An 18,944-nucleotide genomic window follows, 5' to 3' on the forward strand; every position below is an offset into this window, starting at 1 on the left:
GCGATCGGGACATCCCCGGCGCGGTTCACGGCGTCAGTTACACCAAACCGAGCGAGCATCTCAATCAGAAAGGGTCGGTCCTCGGCTTTTGCCCCAGAACTGCAGAGCACCGCTATCCGTGTGCGCGCGTAGCACACTGCCGCAACCCCAATGTTGGCGTGCCCGAGTTCAGCTATCAGAAGCCGCTATTGGCGTGAGCGCCTCGGCGGCAAGCGAAGGTGACGGACCAGATGTCAACTATGCTGGGCCAACGGAAGAAGCCCGACGCATCTGCCGGGTCTGAGATGCGTCGGGCTGAGTGGGAGACTGAGCGCGACAGTCTTCCTCCCAGAACCGCGTCTGCAAATAGTATGCCGCGCCCGTACTGCTACACCAATACCTCAAATTAGATATCTGCTCTGCCGCGAAGTTCCGCGAGGCATTCAGAGACGCTCGGCCCACAGCTCGTTCTTCAAGGCCTAACAAGCTGAGCTTATTCCCCTTCCAAAAAGTCCCGCCATCACCTTTTGTTTGGATCAAAAATGAGGCAGAAGAAGCCGACAATGGGCCGCCGGCTCATCAACAACAGATATCTAGATGTTTGATACATTGCTACGCGTGACTGGAACGATCGCCCCGAGTTCGCGCACGACAGAGGCAAACGATCGAGATCTAAGCTTAGACTTCGCGAAAGGTGCGCTCATTGTTTTGGTGATCGTTGGGCACCTGATCCAGTATGTCATCTACCGAGACGACGGGTTTTGGTATTCGCCGTACTACAAATCGATCTATATGTTTCACATGCCACTCTTTATGGCGATAAGCGGATATCTTTCTTCTCGATCGCTGCTGCAAAAGTCGTTCACTCGAGCCGCCAGCGACCGTGCGAAGCAGCTCTTGCTGCCGATGCTGTTTTGGTGGACGTTCATGGAGACAGTTAAGCTGGCGGCATTGTGGCGCGCGACCAGCCTAACGAGCGGACTTTTGGAATTTGTAGACGATTTCGCTGGCACATACTGGTTCATCTGGGCCACGTTTGTTTCCTACCTTCTCATCAAGGTTTCTACCAGGCTCAACCAGCGATCGTGGGTCATATTTGGCTTAGCGATACTGGTCACACTCGCGCCTCTGACATTCTCCATATCACCCCTGATCAGATTCACTTACCCATTCTTCTGCTTCGGCTTCTTGCTTGCTCAATCGAGAGAACGATGGACGAGTACATCGCGACATCACAAGCCGCTCCTGATTTTATTTCTCTCGATAGTGACTTGCGTATGCTTTCTAGCTTGGGGCAAGGACACCTATGTCTACAATAATCTTGGGGTAATTCACGATTTTCGGTCGGCTAAAGACGTGCTTCTGATGTTTGTTGGCTCTGCAGCTGCCTCAGCAATCGCTATCGAACTCCTGCTGCAATGCTGGAGCGTTAGCCATTCAAATCGGATGGCCCGCTTTATCGCTGTGGAGTTGGGCCAGACCACGCTGCTGCTCTACCTGGTCCAGGGTACCGTGTTCCGTCTCATGGATTTCGTACAGTTCGGAGAACTTTGGGATCTCACGACCCGGTTGATCATCGCGGGTATGCTCGGTGCCTCGATTATTGCGATCGCGCTAACGGTGCGCTCGATTCTTCGCGGCGTTCCATATCTGTCTCAGCTCGTCCTTGGAATGCCGCCACGCTCAGGTCTCCCGCAAGCCAAACCTGCAATGAACTAGCTGTATGCATTTGATTGTTTGAGTACGGCAGGGTATTGCGATAGCATCGACTTGTGACGCGGCCGGAATAGCGTTCGAACCCAGATCCGGCGGCGACGGCGTGCCGCCGGTCGAGCCGGTGATCGGCATAAGAGCAACCCCATCGAAGCGTGTATTGCTCAGGGTTTGTATGGCACCGGCGAACTCAGCCCATTGCGTCCATCCAATCGACTGTCGTGAGATGAGCTTCGCTGTACCAGTCGTCTAGCCGCCGGGTTTCGACCCAGATCTCGGCGATCGAACGTAATCCAATCACACTCGGCGAAATGTTTCTTCGAGTGCCGTACTGAATCCGAGACGTCCCAGTCGTTCGAATCTCCGTCTCGGCCCGCAGTTGCCCATGCACTACCTTGACTTGGAAGGCGTCCAGTTTACGATCGAGTCGCGCAAGCCGTCCGGAAGGCGATATGACTCCTGCGGCGCAGGGAATGCTGCGCTACGGACATCAGCTGCTCAGCGCGAGAGGCCCTCCTGCAGCAGCTGACGGCCCTCAACATAGACACGCACGAATTTGGGATGATGACTTCCTGCGAGCCCCAACACGTCGTGGAACACTAGAACTTGACCTGAGCAACTTGGACCCGCTCCGATGCCAATCGTTGGTATGCTCAGAGATTCAGTCGCCCGCGCAGCGAGCTCGGTCGGGATGCCTTCGAGGACAAGAGCAAAGCATCCGGCCTGCTGTAGCTGGTGCGCATCGTCAAGCAGACGTAGGGCATCGTCCGCGGTTCGACCTTGTACCTTGAAGCCACCCATCGCGTTGACGCTTTGTGGCGTGAGACCAAGATGACCCATAACCGGAATTTCGCAATTCACCAAGGCTCGGATCATCACGTTCAACTGACAGCTGCGAATGTGGCTCATGTTCGATCTGATCCGGCCCCCGCATGTCTCTGGAAATGGCCTTCCCCTTGGAAGAGCAAAAGGCATCTGTCAATAGGGAGGCCGAAAAGGCGCGTCACCGAGAACTTGGAAAGCACGAAGTTTCCAATGATTGCGCGGTCAGCAAACTAGATCTTTCAAGATGTCCTCTGCGCGGTGGTTCTGGGACTGGCCATCCAAACATTCTGCGCGTCAAAACGGCGGCCTGGAGACGACGCACGCGAGCGGCGACAGCGGATGTGCTTATGAGGCTCCGATCTACGTGTCAAAGCCGCTGTCGGCTCCTTAAGGCGGAATGTCTATTACCTCTCGCTGCTGACAAGGATGCTATGGCACTTAGAGCCGCGGCTTCGGCGGACTGCAGGCTCCGCAAACGACCGCGATCCAGGCGAGGGAGATAGGAAAGATGTACCAGCGCTCGCACGGCTGCCGCAAACTCCGGAATGCGGATGACGTGTCCAGCATCTTCGCGTCCGTAGACGCTTGATAAGACCTGCCGTCCAGGCAATCTCTTCTAATCGAAATAACGGCGGAACTTCCGCAACAGGCCGTCACCAATGGACGCATAACTTCATGGCTTTGTACCAAATTCGCGCAGGCATCCACACAGATGAACACGCAACCAATGGCGATGACGCGATCGGACACAAACCGAACGCGCAATGACACTGTGGACCAGTGCCCGGCCGGCAGCACCCACATTGCAGATGCGAGGTAACAATCATCCATTTCGTAGGCGTCTATGGCAAGGCTCTCTCAAGTCGTTCGGGAAGCCGACGACAGCTCAGAATCCTTGATCTTGCGCTGCCGCGCGCGTCTTCAGGCCAGCGCATCGGCAGCGTCACAGATGCCGGCATATATTTCGTCCAGGTCTCCTGCTGTTACACAATATGGCGGCATCACATAAATCGTATTACCGAGTGGACGCAGCAAGAGATTGCGATCTTTAAAGAAGGCGTGAAGCCTCGGGCCGACGCCTGCGAGATAGCCGGTATCTCTCGTCTTCAGATCGAGTGCTGTGATGGTGCCGCTACGGCGAACGTTTGCAAAGCGCGGATCGGCGCGGAATCCTTCAATTGCCTGCTCTTGCATGGTTGCGACCGCAGCGATGCGCCGGTGACATTCCTGGTCTTTCCACAGATCCAGGTTAGCTTTGGCGGCGGCACAGGCCACCGGATTTGCCGTGTACGAACTCGAGTGAAAGAATGTGCGCGTACGGTCTTTTGAATAATGGGCATCGAAAATCTCTGCTCGGCAGAGTGTCACCGCGAGCGGCAGCGCCCCTCCCGTGAGACCCTTCGAATAGCACGCTATATCTGGCACAACATTGGCCTGCTCACAGGCGAAGATTGTTCCGGTGCGGCCCCAGCCCGTCATGACCTCATCGGCAATGAACAGAACGTCCAACGCCTCGCAGATCCGCTTCATCTCTCTTAACACCCAAGCTGGGTACATCAGCATTCCGCCTGCCCCTAACACCAGAGGCTCGACAATAAAGGCTGCGGGATTTTCGTTCCGACATGCTGACTCAAGCGCATCGAGCGTCGCCCGCTCACGACCGCTCGCAGGGAACGGGATTGAGGTCACGTCGAACAGGAGAGGTCCGTACGCCGCGTTGAAGACACCGCGGGCACCAACTGACATTGCGCCGAACGTGTCCCCGTGATAGGAGTGCTGCATGACAACGATGCGTGTTCGCTGTTCGCCTATATTGTGCCAATAACCGAGCGCCATCTTCAAGGCGACTTCCACGCTGGCTGAGCCACTGTCCGAGTAGAACACGTGGTCCAAGCCTCGAGGTGTGAGTTTCAAAAGGAGCCGAGCGACCTCCTCGGCCGGATCATGCGTGTAGCCGGCGAAAATGATTTGGTTCAGCTTGCCGGCCTGTTCCTGAATCGCGCTCACGATCTGCGGATGGCAATGGCCGTGAGTGACGACCCACCAGGATGAGATTGCATCTATGATTCGATGATCATCCGCAGTGTAGAGATAAGCACCATCGCCACGCACAACCTTGGTCATCTCGTTGTGAAGAGCATGCTGCGTGAATGGATGCCAAATTGGCCACGTCTTGTTTGGCTTCATGGCGCGAAATCCCCTGGAATAAACGAGCATTTGAAGACAGCCTGTAGGCTCTCTGCCGTCAAAGGAGAAATCCAGGGCAGCCGTCCTAACCAACGCACCCGCGCGATGTCACAAATTGCGCTCTCAGTCTCAGAATTTCTTTCCCCGATGAATGCGATCCCAAGAATGTCGATCTGGCGCTTCCGCAAGGCCTCTATCGAGAGCAGGGAGTGATTGATGGTCCCGAGTAGCGTGCGCGCGCAAAGCACGACGGGAAGTCGCCACCGCTCGAAGATGTCGATGTAGAGTGCACTAGAATTCAGCGGCACCATCAGCCCGCCAGCGCCTTCGATGACGAGCGGTAGCTCCCCGGTATGCGGCAGGACGAGCGAATCGGGGTCGATGCGAATTCCGTCTATTTCGGCGGCATGATGCGGGGAAGCGGGCGTTTTAAGGCGGTAACGCTCCGGAACGATCCGATCGGCCGGAAGACCGCTCAGTCGTAGGACCTGCTGGCTATCGGTCTCTCCTTCAACACCGGCCTGAATTGGTTTCCAATAATTCGCGCCGAGAAGATGGGCAAGGCCTGCCGAAAAGACAGTTTTGCCGATTCCTGTATCTGTGCCGGTCACCACGATCCGCTGAGTCATCGAGATCCGCCCCTCGTCTCCTCAGCGAGGGCATCGAGCATCGCACGCACCTCATCCTCTCCCACGTTGAGCGTCAGTGAAATTCGTAAACGGGCCGTGCCGGCCGGCACCGTTGGTGGTCTGATTCCTCGGATGTCAAATCCGCGAGCCTGGAGCGCGGACGCTAGCCTCATGGCGCGGGCATTCTCGCCAACGATATAGGGCAGGATCTGCGAGTTCGAAGGACTTCTCTCGCCTCGCGCAACCATCTCCCGATGCGTGAACGCGACAAGCTTCGCCAGCCGCTGTTGGCGCTCCGGCTCCTCCTGCAGGATCAACAGAGCCTCCCGTACGGCCACCGCCATTAACGGCGAAGGGGCGGTCGCGAAGATGAACGGGCGACAGCGATTGATTATGAAGTCGCGCAGCACGCCAGAGGCGGTAACAAGCGCGCCGGCAGCTCCCAGCGCCTTGCCGCAGGTATGAATAACCAGGAGATTTTCGCGTCCTTCATAGGGCGCTGTGAGCCCTCGCCCCTGCTCGCCGTAAACGCCGGTGGCATGAGCTTCGTCCACAACCAAGAACGCATCGTGCCGGTCCGCGATCGCGAGCAGGTCTTCAACCGGTGCGAAATCGCCATCCATGCTGTAGAGGCTCTCGACTACGATCCAGACCTGCCCCGCTCCGCCCGCGGCACGCCAGTCGCAAATTGCGCTTTCGATAACCTGCGGGTCGTTATGGGCGCTGATTCGGAACGCGGCTCGGCCAGCTCGTGCTCCTTCGTGAATGCTGGCGTGAACCAGGGAATCAAGGACGAGCAGGTCGTCCCGTTGCGGCAACGTTGTCAGCACCGCAAAATTTGCGATATAACCACCGCCGAAGAAGAGGGCGGTCTGCGCGCCGAAGAACCGCGCCGCTGCTGCTTCGAGGCACTCGTGCTCCTCGCAGTTGCCGCGCAGAAGCCGTGATCCGCCGGCTCCGATCGGAGTACCGGCTTCGAGCGCGGTGACGATGGCTTTTTTCATGCGCGGCGCGCTCGCCAGCGCCAGATAATCGTTGGATGAAAAGTCAATCCCGGTGCGCGGCCCGAGACTCCGCAGGCGGTCGTCGTCTTTAAGCGCATCTAAGCCTGCCGCATAGCTGGCGACTTTACTCGCAATGATGGAATTCATTCTTCACTCGCTGAGCAAGGATCAACTGGCCGCCAAGGACAGGGTCTTCCGGCGGTTAGCTTGTTGGAGTCAAACCGGCACGATGCGATTTTCTCGATCAGCCAGCACAATGCGCGGCCTGAAGATTCTTGCATCCGCCTCGTCAAGTGAGGCGTATGCAACGATACTTATCTTATCTCAGGGGCATCGCCAGTCGCGCCGCCGCACCGTTCACGTCTACCGTGCCGGACCCTTGTGGCGCTTCTGTCACAAACGTTGCAAAGCGTGCCCCGTCTCGAGGTTGTAGAGTTCGACGCGTTCGTTAATCAGGATACCGGCCGCGTCCAGCAGTGCGCGATCAATCGAGATCGAGCCTTCATAGTGCAGGTCGGATTCGGTTACCGAGGCGCCATGAATCTTTCCCTTCATTAAGACAATCTGCATCTCTTACCTACGCTGATGGCTTGCGCGCAGCACGCCTATTGTTCTGATGGCTTAAACGAGTCCAGACGTAATGCCGAGCCGGGCTAGCAAACTTGCATCACGGTCAAGTCGCGGGTTTTTGGTAGTCAGCAACACATCGCCGACAAAGATGGAATTCGCACCCGCCAAGAAGCACAGGGCTTGGAGTTCATCAGTCATGTACTGGCGCCCGGCGGCCAACCGTACGACGCTCTTGGGAATCATGATCCGCGCGGTCGCCACCAGGCGCACCAGTGCAATCGGATCGGGACGCTCCGCCGTGACCTTCACCGGCACGCCATTCACCTCGTTCCACAGGTTGATCGGTACACTTTCCGGATGGTTGGGAAGATTGGCGAGCAGTACCAGCATGCCGAGACGGTCATCGACGTGCTCACCCATGCCAATAATGCCGCCGCAGCAGACTTTGATCCCCACCTCGCGCACGCGTGTAAGAGTGTCGATCCGATCTTGCAAGGTCCGGGTAGTGATGATGCTGCGGTAGAACTCTGGCGAAGTGTCCACGTTATGATTGTAGAAGTCGAGGCCGGCGTCGGCGAGCCGTGCGGCTTGCTTTGGCGTGAGCATGCCGAGCGTTACGCACGTCTCCATGCCAACACGTTTAACGGCGGCAATCATGTCGCAGACCTGATCGAGGTCGCGGTCCTTTGGACTGCGCCACGCCGCGGCCATGCAGAAGCGACTCGCCCCGGCCGCCTTGGCGCGCTGCGCGGCGGCGACCACATCAGCGCGATCCATCAAGCGGGTCGGCTTCAGGCCAGTGTCGTAATGCACGCTCTGTGCGCAGTAGGCGCAGTCTTCAGGACAGCCGCCGGTCTTGATGCTGAGCAGGCTTGCGGTTTCGACGTGGTTTGGGTCGAAATTTCCGCGATGAACGGTCTGGGCCTGAAATAGGAGCTCGGCAAACGGCTGCGCGTAAACCCCTTCCGCCTCGGCACGTTCCCAGTCGCGGCGGACCGGTGCGCCGTTGCGGCCGCTATTACCTTCGACTTCCACAGCACCCCCAAGATTTTCGCTCGATCATACAGATGACACCGTCATGCGTAGGTCCGCAAAGCAACACTCTTGCCCGGTATTGACGAGAAATATCGCCGAGTTGCGCGGGCATGGCGCTCATGTCAGGCTAATCGCCGCTCCTCATGCAGGATTTCCTCGCAGGATCGAGGCAAGCGCAACAACGCTCCTCGACGCGCCGCACTCAGGTAACAGCCGATGCGTACGGTCGTTGCGCCCCGTAGGAGCCTCTGCTGATACAAATGTATTTGGCCGCGCGCCGTGTATAGCGGATCGACGGATCTGCTCACCTGGCCGATTCCTCGATGGTGTGGTTATGCGCGTCACATTCCGCACAAGAAATGGTAGTCCGGACCAGCCGACGCTGCGAGTGTTGCCTCCCGCCGCCTTCAGAAGCGCAGCGGGTTGGGCTCTGGGGCGCAGAGTGGTGCCCCGCGCGCCCTTGGCGGGCCTGTGGCCACCTAGGCTCGCTCGTCGCCCCTGACTGTGGTGAGCAACTCCGCTGGACTCTCGATCACGTCGCCGCGGCCCGACTTGGCATATACGCGGCGAGATCCGCTAAGACGTCGCACTCATCTGTGCAAACAGAATTGCCGCTTCGGATGGCCCGAGCCCGACGATGCCCACGAAGGCTGCCGGAGGCGTCGGAATGACCTGACGGGTCGGCCTCCAGAGATGCAGGCAATAGCGATTATTGTTCACATACTGCGAATGAGGAGGATGAAGCTGCATCACGCATTCCTCTTCATCCCAAAACATATCTTTGGCGAGGCACATCTCCTCCCAGTTTGGAGATCGCCGTGGCGTCGACACAGAGACATGCTCCCATCCCGGACGGACGAGGCCGATGATCTTGAGTTGGCAGCCACAAGGCCCCTGCACGAAGAAGAGACCCGAAGGACCAGACCCCGGTGCGGTGGCGAATCGGCCCTCGCGGACGCGCCCCGCTTCGAGTCTTTCTACAGTTTGCTTCCTCATGCGCCCTTCTTCTTTTGGCCGATAGAGTTGCATCCGGCACCACTCGTGTTGTCCGACTCGTACATCGAACGGCTGGTACCCCGGCATGGGCAGCCCCAACTACTGCTGATCATTTGCACCGAACTTACTCGGATGAAGAACATCGGTTCTGTCCGCATCGTTCACCGGGGAGTTCTCTTGGGTTCGTCTTTCGACATCTGATCTTTCTTCAATTTTCTCGTCATTCCCGCCTTCGTTGCGAACTTGGCCTCATACAGAAAATCTGCGCAGACATCTACGATGGCTTGTCTTGGCAAGCCGTGCCAGTAGGAGCTTCTGCTCGCCTCTTCGCCTAAACAGGTCCGCAACGTATGGCGTTGAGCAACCGTGCTTGGTGCAAGATGCCAGAATTCGACTGAAACGCCTCACAGCCAAAATGGCGGCGGAATTCGCGTGGCATGATCCGGCGAACCGGCTACTTTGTCACCCAAAGAAACGTCGCTGGCTTCAACACATGATGCAAAGCGACGCCAATGCCTCGCCAGTTCATCGAGCGAGAGGCTTTTAATTCGACGATCTGACGCTGGGCCCTCATCTCATTCCTTCTCATGTCTAGCGGTTAGCCGGCTTGCCGCCTGAGACACCGTCAATGCGTCATCTATGTGGCCGGCCACTGTGACTCAGAATGGATTCATGGTCAGAGGCTCGGACGCGCGGACCGCACTCGTTCAGCAGCCTCGCTCATTGGGCTTACCGCATGACGCAGTTTCGCAGTTCAGCCCTAGCGGGCTGTGAGCTCCAACGGAGAGACACCCGCGCCGCGGTCACAACGCGTTGACGGTGCAACCGTCCGCTCCGGTGGCGATCAGAACTGCCCATCAACCTCTTTGCTTTGCCGCCCCTCCGCGAGGCGAGCCAGTTTATCATATTCCTCAGCGACCTTGAGGAGCCTGCATCTGGATGTGTCGTCCTCGAGCGACTCCGCTTTTCTTCGCGTCGCTTCAGCACGGCCTCGCCAATGTTTGGCGTCTGAGAACAGCTTTTTTTGCGTCATGCGGAAGACGATGCAATTTTTAGATCAAGAAAATGCGACACATGCCCTACGTAAGATCCCGTAGGTTGGCTTTCGCAAAAGCACCTCATTTGCCGTTATCTGGCGCCCGCTCCGTTAATGTCTGAGAAGCGACAAGCCGCTCGCAGCAAACGCAAGCGAGGCGAGGCGCGCGAAATGCGCGACTCTCGATATTAGGACTTGAATCGTACGTAGCGTCAGATTGTAGGGTCTTCTTACAGCTGGCGACCGTGCTTGGCCGTACAACAGCTTCCGAGCGACACAATTTTGATTGTGTCATTTGGCGCCCAGATTGCAGAACGCCCGCGTTGCCCCGGGACGCCGCAGTGAGGCCGCCTCGGCATCTTTGCAAGCTGTCGCGATGAAGCCGGGCTGCAGGAGAACTGGATGCTAAGATCGGAGCACCATCGTCGCGTGGCGATTGCCCGATTCGAGAGATTGCTCACGCAGAGGTCCCCGTCCGGAGATCGGGGCCTCGCCACTCAGAGTAGAATGGAAGTTGGAGGCCATACTCATCTTACGTAGCCCTGATGTGGCCGCGGCGAACCTGCAATAGCTTGCTCACGCCGAAACAGGTAGCTGTAGGCATAGACGGTTGCCAGCATGCTCGCCAGAGATGCGTCAACTGGTCGCTCATGCCGGAGCCCCCCTTCGGGTGCCTCGATTGCCTCCGTCGCCGCCTCCATCGTGTTTTTTCGTATCCAACGACGGGCAACACGGCCTCCGGAGTAGAATGACTTCTGCCGCTTTGGCTACCAAGCAGTCGTTCAACTGATGGCCATGGAGCGCGCGAGGTCAGACCACAAGGAAATCTCGATCTATGCTCTGTCCGAAATGTCACACAGATAACTGGTGCGAGATTGCAATGCACGATCCCTGGAGCGGCCGACCAGTGATCAACTGCAATACTTGCGGTGAGTATGCCGAGTACGATTGCCTCCAGCGCAAAACAGCGCACGCGATCATCGCAGCTACCTTGGCCTGTAACGTGAGCATAGAGGACCAGCGCGATCCGCGGGCGGTTGCTGACAGGATTTTGGATGCGCTGGAGAATGCCGGCCTAACAATCGCTCGCGCCTCAAGATGAATGGGAGGAACGCCGATCGGCGCCGCTACGAGGCCCCGCCCGCCCATCAGAGAGCATGGCCAACTGCGCCGCTCGTTCCAACAGCCATTTGATTGCCTGCAAAACCGCCGTCTTTCCCCCGGCCGATCTGGAGTTGCAGGCGCCATAGCAACTCTTTGATACCAACAACGATTTTAGCAAACGCGCCAATCTGGACCCAAGCCGCGATGCTCTCAACGGGACCAGGGCTGAGTACCGCTTAGGCGCGGGCTTCCAACGTATGACGCCCGGCAGATCTTCCCACAAGTATCGAACCCGCGATGATCAACCCGGCGTGGCCTGCACCTGACGGCGCCTTTCGAGGTCCATAGTTCAAAGTTATCTAGGGCCTGTTTGGATTCAGGATTCTCATTTGGGCTTGGCTGTGATTCAAGCTTGGGATGAACCGATTCGTTTTGACTGACGCCCAATGGGCGAAGATGGAACCACATTGTCTTGGCAAGCCGGCTGATCCCGGCCGGAGCGGCAAGAACAACCGGCTATTTGTCGAAGCAGTCTTGTGGATCGCCCGGACAGGCAGCCCATGGCGCGATCTGCCGCGCGCCTTCGGCAACTGGATAACCGTATACACGCGTTTCCGCGACTGGGCGAAGGCAGGTGTCTGGAAGCGTCTGTTCGATGCGGTCTCGGACGAGCCGGACATGGAATACGTCATGGTCGATGCCACCATCGTCAAAGTCCACCGCCACGGACAGGGCGCAAAAGGGGGACGCAAAACCAAGCCATCGGCCGCTCGAAAGGCGGTATGACCACCAAAATCCTGGCACTTACCGACGCGCTCGGTAATCTCGTGCGTTTCGTGCTGCTGCCCGGCCAGCGCTTCGACACGGTCGGCGTCTCGCCGCTTATCGAAGGGCTGGCCTTCGATGCGCTGATCGCAGACAAGGCGTTCGACAGCAATGCCATCATCGCCGACCTCGACAAGCGCGGCGCCAAGGTGGTCATTTCCCAGCACCCACGTCGCGCCAAGCCTCTCGCCATCGACAAGGAAATGTACAAATGGCGGCATCTGATCGAAAATTTCTTCTGCAAGCTCAAGGAATTCAAGCGGATCGCCATGCGCGCCGACAAAACCGATTTGAGCTTCGAAGCAATGATCAATCTGACCGCCGCCGTGACAAACTCAAGATGAATCCAAACAGACCCTAGAACGGCGAAGTCACTGTTGGGTGCCTTGACGGGAGTTTGGCTCATTGACCAGATTAACGCGCTGCCGATTGGTCTCGTTTCCTATTCTGCTCAGCCGCCGCGGCACCGACAACTCCCGGGAAGCAGCCCCATTATGATGGTGACAGCGGGAGAGCTCGGCTGGATAGACAAAGCCAATTCGCACAGACTCGACAGAGCATTCTAGCCATGGACGATTGATTCCGGCGCCGCGGCAGCTCCTATCCACACATTCAAGTTAGCTTGATTGATTCGCTTGGTCGCTCGTAGCCAGCGAGGAGCAGCCACACAGCTGGGCGTAGCTATGCGCGCACATTCGAGCGGATCCGAGCTGCGCGTTCCGCAGACGACGAATACCGAAAGCCAACTGCCTTGGTGAAGCGCCTCCCGCCCTCCTCGCCTTGCGGCTGGCCCCTGGGGAACGAAGACGGGTTCGACATATTCACGCGATAAGCCCGCAGGGGGATTGAACCGTACGTAGCGTCAGATTGTAGAGTGCCCAGCTGGGGAGCACCAATGTTCGGTCGCTTCAGAATTCATGTGCTAAAGCGGAGCAGGACGATCGCTTGCGATGAGAGGTCTTCTGCCAAAGCGGCTGAGGATCGCGCTCACTGCGAAGAACGCTGTTTCTGTCCTGTCCACGCAGATCGCCGAGCCGTATGAAGACAAGATCGCCCGCATGTAAGAAGGACCAATCCAGCCTTGGAGGCTTCGAAATACGTTTGCGGGCACTGAGTGCCCAACCAGCCGCCGCGAGATTGATGCGGTATCCCGGAGCGGTCATGTGAGAGGACCCGATGGATCCAACAGGGTCTTGCTCGTCGATCACTGTGAGGGCCAATGCCGGGCCATTGTTGGCTTTAAGAATGGCGATCCTGGAACCGCGTATATGTGCGGCGAACCCGTTGTGACGGGACCTCGCCAAAAGCTGTCATCATGGTGCGCTTATCACCATTCCCGAATGCACGTCATGCCATGGTCGGACGGACGCAGCGTCGTTGAAGGAAAGCAGACTAGATGACCAACAGTAATCCGAGACGAGCGCGCGCAATTGCTAGGCATGGGCAGCAGTCAACGTGACGGCAAGAGAGCTGCCGATAGATCCGCGAGCTGGATCTGCTCGACGTTCAGGCCTGACGATTGCCCCAGGGCCGAACGCCTATCCAGGCAATGAGGCCCATCAAGACCTGACGAACGAGTATTGAGAAGCTCATGTGAGCGCCTTGGAACAGAAATGATGTGGAAGTTTAGACCCGCGAGCGACTGAAGATTGATCTCGGCACCTTGATTGAGCGCAACGCCGCGTTCGGACCCGATAAGCCGGCGATCCATTTCGAGGACGCGTCTCTAAAGCTTACGCTGCTTTCGGCGCATTCGAGCGGGGGGCACGTGGTTTAAAGGCCCGGGTCGACCGCTCCACGAGCAGCTCATCCGACTTCTTTCTGCCGAGGGGCTGCAAATCAATGGAATGGTCGCCGAACCGAGCACTGACCTTCTGAGCCATATCGTCCGCGCGTTAGACGCACCATTGTTGTTGTTTCCGTGGCCACGCGCGAGCAATGAACCGCCAGATGCTTTTCGCTACTGAATTCGTCCTTCGGGGGCACAGGGCACACTGATCGTCGCGATAAACCCCTTGAGGTCCCGTATAGCAGGTGCACTGGCCTCATTCATGCAGCGTTTTTCTGTGAACTCAAACAGCACAGAGGCAATATGCGCGCCTTCACTTTTGCTTGCCAGATCACCAACATGATTGTCCAGGGATGATAAGTACTGCGCGACAGAGAACGAATTTCAATGCTTTGTTTGCCCGGCTTGCTCGCAGTTGTACTGGATGAACAGCAAGACTGGAAAACTTTTGGGCAAGGAGACGAAATGAGGGAAACTCGCTGGCTCGACGCGCGAGTTGAGCACGCAGGGACTGTGGAACGCTTCTCGGCCAAACGGGTCTGCTTATCTCCTATCCGCGGCGCAATTTCATTGGTCGCACCCACGCCGAGAAACGCCTGACGAAGGCCGAACGAAATCATCCGGACTGCAAACTTTCGTATAGTCCTTCAAAACCCTTTCAATGTGGAAGGTTTACCTCCGTACAGTTGAGCGATCGATGCAATGCCTATACAGAGCCCAGAACTCGGCAGTTCGAGAGCGTGACGCTTCCGCATTCGAAGAGGCCAGACGCGATCGACGTCGTCGATCGGGGACCGACATTAGCCTGCGCAGAGCAACGAATTGTCAAACCAACAGAGCAAACGGCGGGTCGCTCTAATCACCGGCGTGACTGGACAGGACGGCGCCTATCTCGCCGAACATCTGCTGTCGCTCGGCTATGTCGTGCACGGCATCAAGCGGCGCTCGTCCTCGTTCAACACTGCGCGGGTCGACCATCTCTACCAGGACCCGCATCTCGAGGACGTGCCGTTCCTGATGCACTACGGCGACATGACGGACTCGACCAATCTGATCCGCCTGGTGCAGCAGATCCGGCCGACCGAGATCTACAATCTCGCCGCCCAGAGCCACGTCGCCGTCAGCTTCGAGAGCCCGGAATACACCGCCAATGCCGATGGGATCGGCGTACTGCGGCTGCTCGAGGCGATCCGCATCCTCGGCATGGAGAAGGAGACCCGGTTCTACCAGGCCTCGACCTCCGAGCTCTACGGCCTCGTTCAGGAGATCCCGCAGAAGGAGACCACGCCGTTCTATCCGCGCTCGCCTTATGGCGTGGCGAAGCTCTACGGCTACTGGATCACGGTGAACTACCGCGAGGCCTACGGCATGTTCGCCAGTAACGGCATCCTGTTCAACCATGAGAGCCCGATCCGCGGCGAGACCTTCGTCACCCGTAAGATCACGCGCGGCGTCGCGCGTATCGAGGTCGGGCTCGAACAGACGCTCTATCTCGGCAATCTCTCGGCCAAGCGCGACTGGGGCCATGCCAGGGATTATGTCGAGGGCATGCACATGATCCTCCAGGCCGACAAGCCCGACGACTTCGTGCTGGCGACCGGCGAGATGCGCTCGGTGCGCGAGATGGTCGAGCTGTCCTTTGCGCAGGTTGGCCGCCGCATCGAATGGCACGGCGCCGGCGTCGACGAGACCGGCATCGATGCTAACAACGGCAAGACGGTGGTGAAGATCGACCCGACCTATTTCCGCCCGACTGAAGTCGATCTCCTGGTCGGCGACGCCAGCAAGGCGCAACAGGTGCTCGGCTGGAAGCCGAAGCGCAGCTTTGCCCAGCTCGTCGAGGAGATGATGGCAAGCGATCTGGCGGAAGCAAAACGAGAGGCGGCCCATGGCAAGCGCACCGTTTGACCTGAAGGGCAAAAGCGTCTACGTCGCAGGTCATCGCGGCATGGTCGGCAGTGCGCTGGTGCGCCGGCTCGCGCGGGAGGACGTGCAGCTCGTCACGGTCGACCGGCGCGAGGTCGATCTCTGCAACCAGGCGGCCGTGTTCGACTGGTTCGCGAAAACGCGGCCGCAAGTGATCTTCCTCGCCGCCGCAAAAGTCGGCGGCATCGTCGCCAACGACACGCTGCGCGCCGAGTTCATCTACGACAACATCGCGATTGCCGCGAACGTGATCCAGGCCGCGCATCAAAACGGTGCCGAAAAGCTGATGTTTTTGGGCTCGTCCTGCATCTATCCGAAGTTGGCCCCACAGCCGCTGCGCGAGGATTCGGTGCTATCAGGCCCGCTCGAGCCGACCAACGAGCCCTATGCGATTGCCAAGATCGCCGGCATCAAGATGGCGGAAGCCTATCGCAGCCAGTATGGCAGCGACTTCATCAGCGTGATGCCGACCAATCTCTATGGCCGCGGCGACAATTATCATCCCGAACTGAGCCATGTCGTTGCCGCGCTGATCCGCCGCTTCCACGAGGCGAAGGTCGCGGGCGCAAGGAGTGTCGCCGTGTGGGGCACCGGCACGCCACGGCGCGAGTTCCTCTATGTCGACGACATGGCGGATGCCTGCGTGCACCTGATGAAGAGCTATTCGGGACCGGAGCTGATCAATATCGGCACAGGCGAGGACATCACCATCGCCGAGTTCGCCCGTGTCGTCGCCGAGGTCGTCGGCTACAGCGGCGAGATCGCCTTCGACACCTCGCGCCCCGACGGCACGCCGCGCAAGCTGCTCGACGTCAGCCGTCTCGCAAGCCTCGGCTGGCGCGCGAGGACATGGCTTGTAGATGGAATGCGGCAGACCTACCAGGCCTTCTTGGCGGTATCGAGTACATCGGACAAAACGAGAGACTCATGCAGCTGCTAACTGCTGACGGCGCTCATTGTCCGATTGCCAGAAAGTTGCTTTAGGATCTTCCGGCGAATTCGACAGGCTCTATGTGTTGCTTGGAGCTCGCGCACCTCCGGGTGCCGCGTGCCCGATGGAGGGCAGGCACGGCTAGACTGGCCGATAACTATAGCGAGCGAATTGGTCAGGCGCGCCTTGCGGGACGCTCTGTTTTGAACTTGAGGTAAACTGATTAAATGTGCGGAATTGTCGGCATCTTGGGGCGCGGTCCGGTCGCGGATCGTCTCATCGATTCACTGAAGCGACTGGAATATCGCGGCTACGACTCAGCGGGCATCGGAACGCTCAAAGGAAACCATATCGAGCTTCGACGCGCCGAGGGCAAGCTGAGGAACCTTGAGACACGCGTTCGCTGCCATCCGCTCTCAGGCCATGTCGGGATTGGGCACACGCGATGGGCTACTCATGGCAAGCCGACGGAGCACAATGCTCATCCGCATGCAACAGACAATGTTGCAGTCGTCCATAACGGCATAATCGAGAATTTCCGCGAGCTGCGAGCGGAGCTAAAACAGCATGGCGCCTGTTTCGCCTCTGATACAGACACCGAGGTGGTGACGCATCTCATCGACTTTTATCTGAAAGATGGCTGCTCGCCGCAGGAGGCAGTAAAAGCGTCGCTGCCGCGGCTAGTCGGCGCGTTTGCGCTTGCAATCCTGTTCAAGGGTCAACACGACCTCATGATCGGTGCGCGCAAGGGCTCACCACTCGCGATCGGGCATGGCGAAGGCGAAATGTATCTCGGATCGGATGCTATCGCGCTCGCGCCCCTTACCGGCTTGATCACCTACCTTGAGGACGGCGATTGGGCTGTGCTCAACCGCAACTGCAGCGTGGTCTACGACGCACAAGGCACAGTTGTCCGCCGGGAGGTGATGAAATCTGGCGCGTCGTCGGTTCTCGTCGAGAAAGCAAACTACCGCCACTTCATGGCGAAGGAAATCCACGAACAGCCAGAGGTGATCGGGCAGACGCTGGCGCATTACGTCGATATCGTCACCGAGAGCGTGGCACTGCCGCAGGAGCTTCCGTTCGACTTCAACGAGATCGGACATATCTCGATCACGGCTTGCGGTACGGCAGGCTACGCCGGCCATATCGCCAAATACTGGTTCGAGCGGCTGGCTCGTATTCCGGTCGATCTCGATGTCGCCTCCGAATTTCGCTATCGTGAGGCGCCGATGCGCAAGGGAGATCTTGCTATCTTCATCTCGCAGTCCGGCGAGACGGCCGATACGCTGGCCGCGCTCCGCTATGCCAAATCGCAAGGCCTGCATACCCTCTCGATCGTGAACGTACTGAGTTCGACCATTGCGCGCGAAAGCGGGACAGTGTTGCAGACACTCGCCGGACCTGAAATCGGCGTTGCCTCGACCAAGGCGTTCACATGCCAGCTGGTCGTCCTGGCGGCGCTTGCGGTCGCTGCTGGCAAGGCGCGCGGTGAATTGCCGGAGAGCGACGAGGTCAATCTCGTGCGAGCGCTGATCGAAATTCCGCGGCTAGTTACAGCGGCGCTTGCCAGCGAGCCGCAGATCGAGAAGCTCGCACGCGACATCGCCAAATCGCGTGACGTGCTATATCTTGGTCGCGGCACGTCGTTTCCACTGGCTCTGGAAGGGGCACTGAAGCTGAAGGAGATCTCCTATATTCACGCCGAGGGCTATGCGGCCGGAGAGCTCAAGCACGGCCCGATCGCCTTGATCGACGAGAGCGTTCCCGTAATCGTCATTGCTCCCTGCGACCGGGTGTTCGAAAAGACCATCTCGAACATGCAGGAAGTCGCCGCACGCGGCGGCAAGATTATCTTGATAACGGACGTTCGGGGAGCCGCAGAGGTATCCATGGATTCACTCGCGACGATTGTGCTGCCGGAGATGGGTACGACATTTACGTCGATTGTCTATGCGATTCCGGTGCAGCTTCTGGCCTACCACACGGCCATCTTGATGGGCACGGACGTCGACCAACCCCGAAATCTCGCGAAATCGGTAACCGTCGAATAAGGCAAGGTGACGCGACCTGGAATTGTCGTGGTCAGATTCCGAATGCGCACAAGCCTCGGTCAGATCGAATTACGATGTGCCGCCCGGCTCTTGGCCCGATGCCACCGCATGGTTTGTGCCGGTTCATAGCCCTTGCTTACGGAGGCTGAGACTCATGTGCAAAATCTACGGCCAATCAGGTTGCGAGGCTGGCGTGGCGTTGCCTCCGGCAAGCAAGGAGTCGCGTATGGCTTATCACGGCATTCCGATTGCTTGGACCTGGTCATAATTCGTGACAAACATCCAGGTTTTTCATGCGGCGTGGAAGCCAGATGAACCTGTTCGATTGATCCAAACGAATG

The 18,944-nt window shown here is 58.2% G+C and carries 9 protein-coding genes and 3 pseudogenes; 5 read left to right on the top strand and 7 right to left on the bottom strand.

The features are described from left to right. The first annotated feature begins 576 nt into the window (after window positions 1-576). On the top strand, window positions 577-1,698 hold the full coding sequence (gene nolL / locus IVB23_RS13095; RefSeq protein ID WP_247803825.1) for a nodulation factor fucose acetyltransferase NolL: 1,122 nt from the start codon (window positions 577-579) through the stop codon (window positions 1,696-1,698). A 384-nt stretch (window positions 1,699-2,082) separates the two neighbouring features. Here the strand turns inward: nolL and IVB23_RS13100 are convergent. The 7 genes and pseudogenes from IVB23_RS13100 to IVB23_RS13130 form a co-directional block, all read right to left on the bottom strand. Further along, window positions 2,083-2,568, bottom strand: a pseudogene (locus IVB23_RS13100) (3-methyl-2-oxobutanoate hydroxymethyltransferase); the annotation flags it as partial. Window positions 2,569-3,438: 870 nt separating this feature from the next. Then, the gene (locus IVB23_RS13105) at window positions 3,439-4,704 is read right to left on the bottom strand and encodes an adenosylmethionine--8-amino-7-oxononanoate transaminase (RefSeq protein WP_247803826.1); all 1,266 of its coding nucleotides are present in this window, start codon (window positions 4,702-4,704) and stop codon (window positions 3,439-3,441) included. Further along, window positions 4,701-5,333 (bottom strand): dethiobiotin synthase, encoded by a 633-nt coding sequence (gene bioD / locus IVB23_RS13110; protein WP_247311294.1) that lies wholly within the window; start codon window positions 5,331-5,333, stop codon window positions 4,701-4,703. Before bioD ends, IVB23_RS13105 begins: the two co-directional genes overlap by 4 nt. After that, window positions 5,330-6,484, bottom strand: coding sequence for an 8-amino-7-oxononanoate synthase (locus IVB23_RS13115; RefSeq protein WP_247311297.1), 1,155 nt, complete (start codon window positions 6,482-6,484; stop codon window positions 5,330-5,332). Before IVB23_RS13115 ends, bioD begins: the two co-directional genes overlap by 4 nt. 69 nt (window positions 6,485-6,553) lie before the next feature. Then, window positions 6,554-6,907 (bottom strand): annotated as a pseudogene (panD, locus tag IVB23_RS13120) (aspartate 1-decarboxylase). Window positions 6,908-6,958: 51 nt separating this feature from the next. Further along, complete coding sequence (gene bioB / locus IVB23_RS13125) at window positions 6,959-7,942, bottom strand: biotin synthase BioB (RefSeq protein ID WP_247803827.1); 984 nt, start codon at window positions 7,940-7,942, stop codon at window positions 6,959-6,961. Between the two features lie 576 nt (window positions 7,943-8,518). Then, a complete protein-coding gene (locus tag IVB23_RS13130) occupies window positions 8,519-8,971 on the bottom strand; it encodes a hypothetical protein (protein ID WP_247311303.1) in 453 nt (150 codons plus the stop codon). 2,563 nt (window positions 8,972-11,534) lie between these two features. Here IVB23_RS13130 and IVB23_RS13135 point away from each other — a divergent pair. From IVB23_RS13135 to glmS, 4 genes and pseudogenes are all read left to right on the top strand, one after another. Beyond that, window positions 11,535-12,247 (top strand): annotated as a pseudogene (locus tag IVB23_RS13135) (IS5 family transposase). 2,267 nt (window positions 12,248-14,514) lie between these two features. After that, a complete protein-coding gene (gene gmd, locus IVB23_RS13140; protein WP_247803828.1) occupies window positions 14,515-15,600 on the top strand; it encodes a GDP-mannose 4,6-dehydratase in 1,086 nt (361 codons plus the stop codon). Then, on the top strand, window positions 15,581-16,558 hold the full coding sequence (locus IVB23_RS13145; RefSeq protein ID WP_276578175.1) for a GDP-L-fucose synthase: 978 nt from the start codon (window positions 15,581-15,583) through the stop codon (window positions 16,556-16,558). Before gmd ends, IVB23_RS13145 begins: the two co-directional genes overlap by 20 nt. 218 nt (window positions 16,559-16,776) lie before the next feature. Next, window positions 16,777-18,603 carry a glutamine--fructose-6-phosphate transaminase (isomerizing) gene (glmS, locus tag IVB23_RS13150; RefSeq protein WP_247803829.1) on the top strand — a complete coding sequence of 609 codons (1,827 nt, stop codon included), beginning with the start codon at window positions 16,777-16,779 and terminating at the stop codon, window positions 18,601-18,603. Window positions 18,604-18,944: the final 341 nt, after the last annotated feature.

Origin of the sequence: Bradyrhizobium sp. 191 (genome assembly GCF_023100985.1) — a bacterium.
Taxonomy (GTDB): Bacteria; Pseudomonadota; Alphaproteobacteria; order Rhizobiales; family Xanthobacteraceae; genus Bradyrhizobium; species Bradyrhizobium diversitatis.

Coding starts and splice junctions, on each gene's coding strand:
- nolL (WP_247803825.1), top strand. CDS start 577: ATGTTTGATACATTGCTACGCGTGACTGGAACGATCGCCCCGAGTTCG.
- IVB23_RS13105 (WP_247803826.1), bottom strand. CDS start 4,704: ATGAAGCCAAACAAGACGTGGCCAATTTGGCATCCATTCACGCAGCAT.
- bioD (WP_247311294.1), bottom strand. CDS start 5,333: ATGACTCAGCGGATCGTGGTGACCGGCACAGATACAGGAATCGGCAAA.
- IVB23_RS13115 (WP_247311297.1), bottom strand. CDS start 6,484: ATGAATTCCATCATTGCGAGTAAAGTCGCCAGCTATGCGGCAGGCTTA.
- IVB23_RS13130 (WP_247311303.1), bottom strand. CDS start 8,971: ATGCAACTCTATCGGCCAAAAGAAGAAGGGCGCATGAGGAAGCAAACT.
- IVB23_RS13145 (WP_276578175.1), top strand. CDS start 15,581: ATGGCAAGCGCACCGTTTGACCTGAAGGGCAAAAGCGTCTACGTCGCA.
- glmS (WP_247803829.1), top strand. CDS start 16,777: ATGTGCGGAATTGTCGGCATCTTGGGGCGCGGTCCGGTCGCGGATCGT.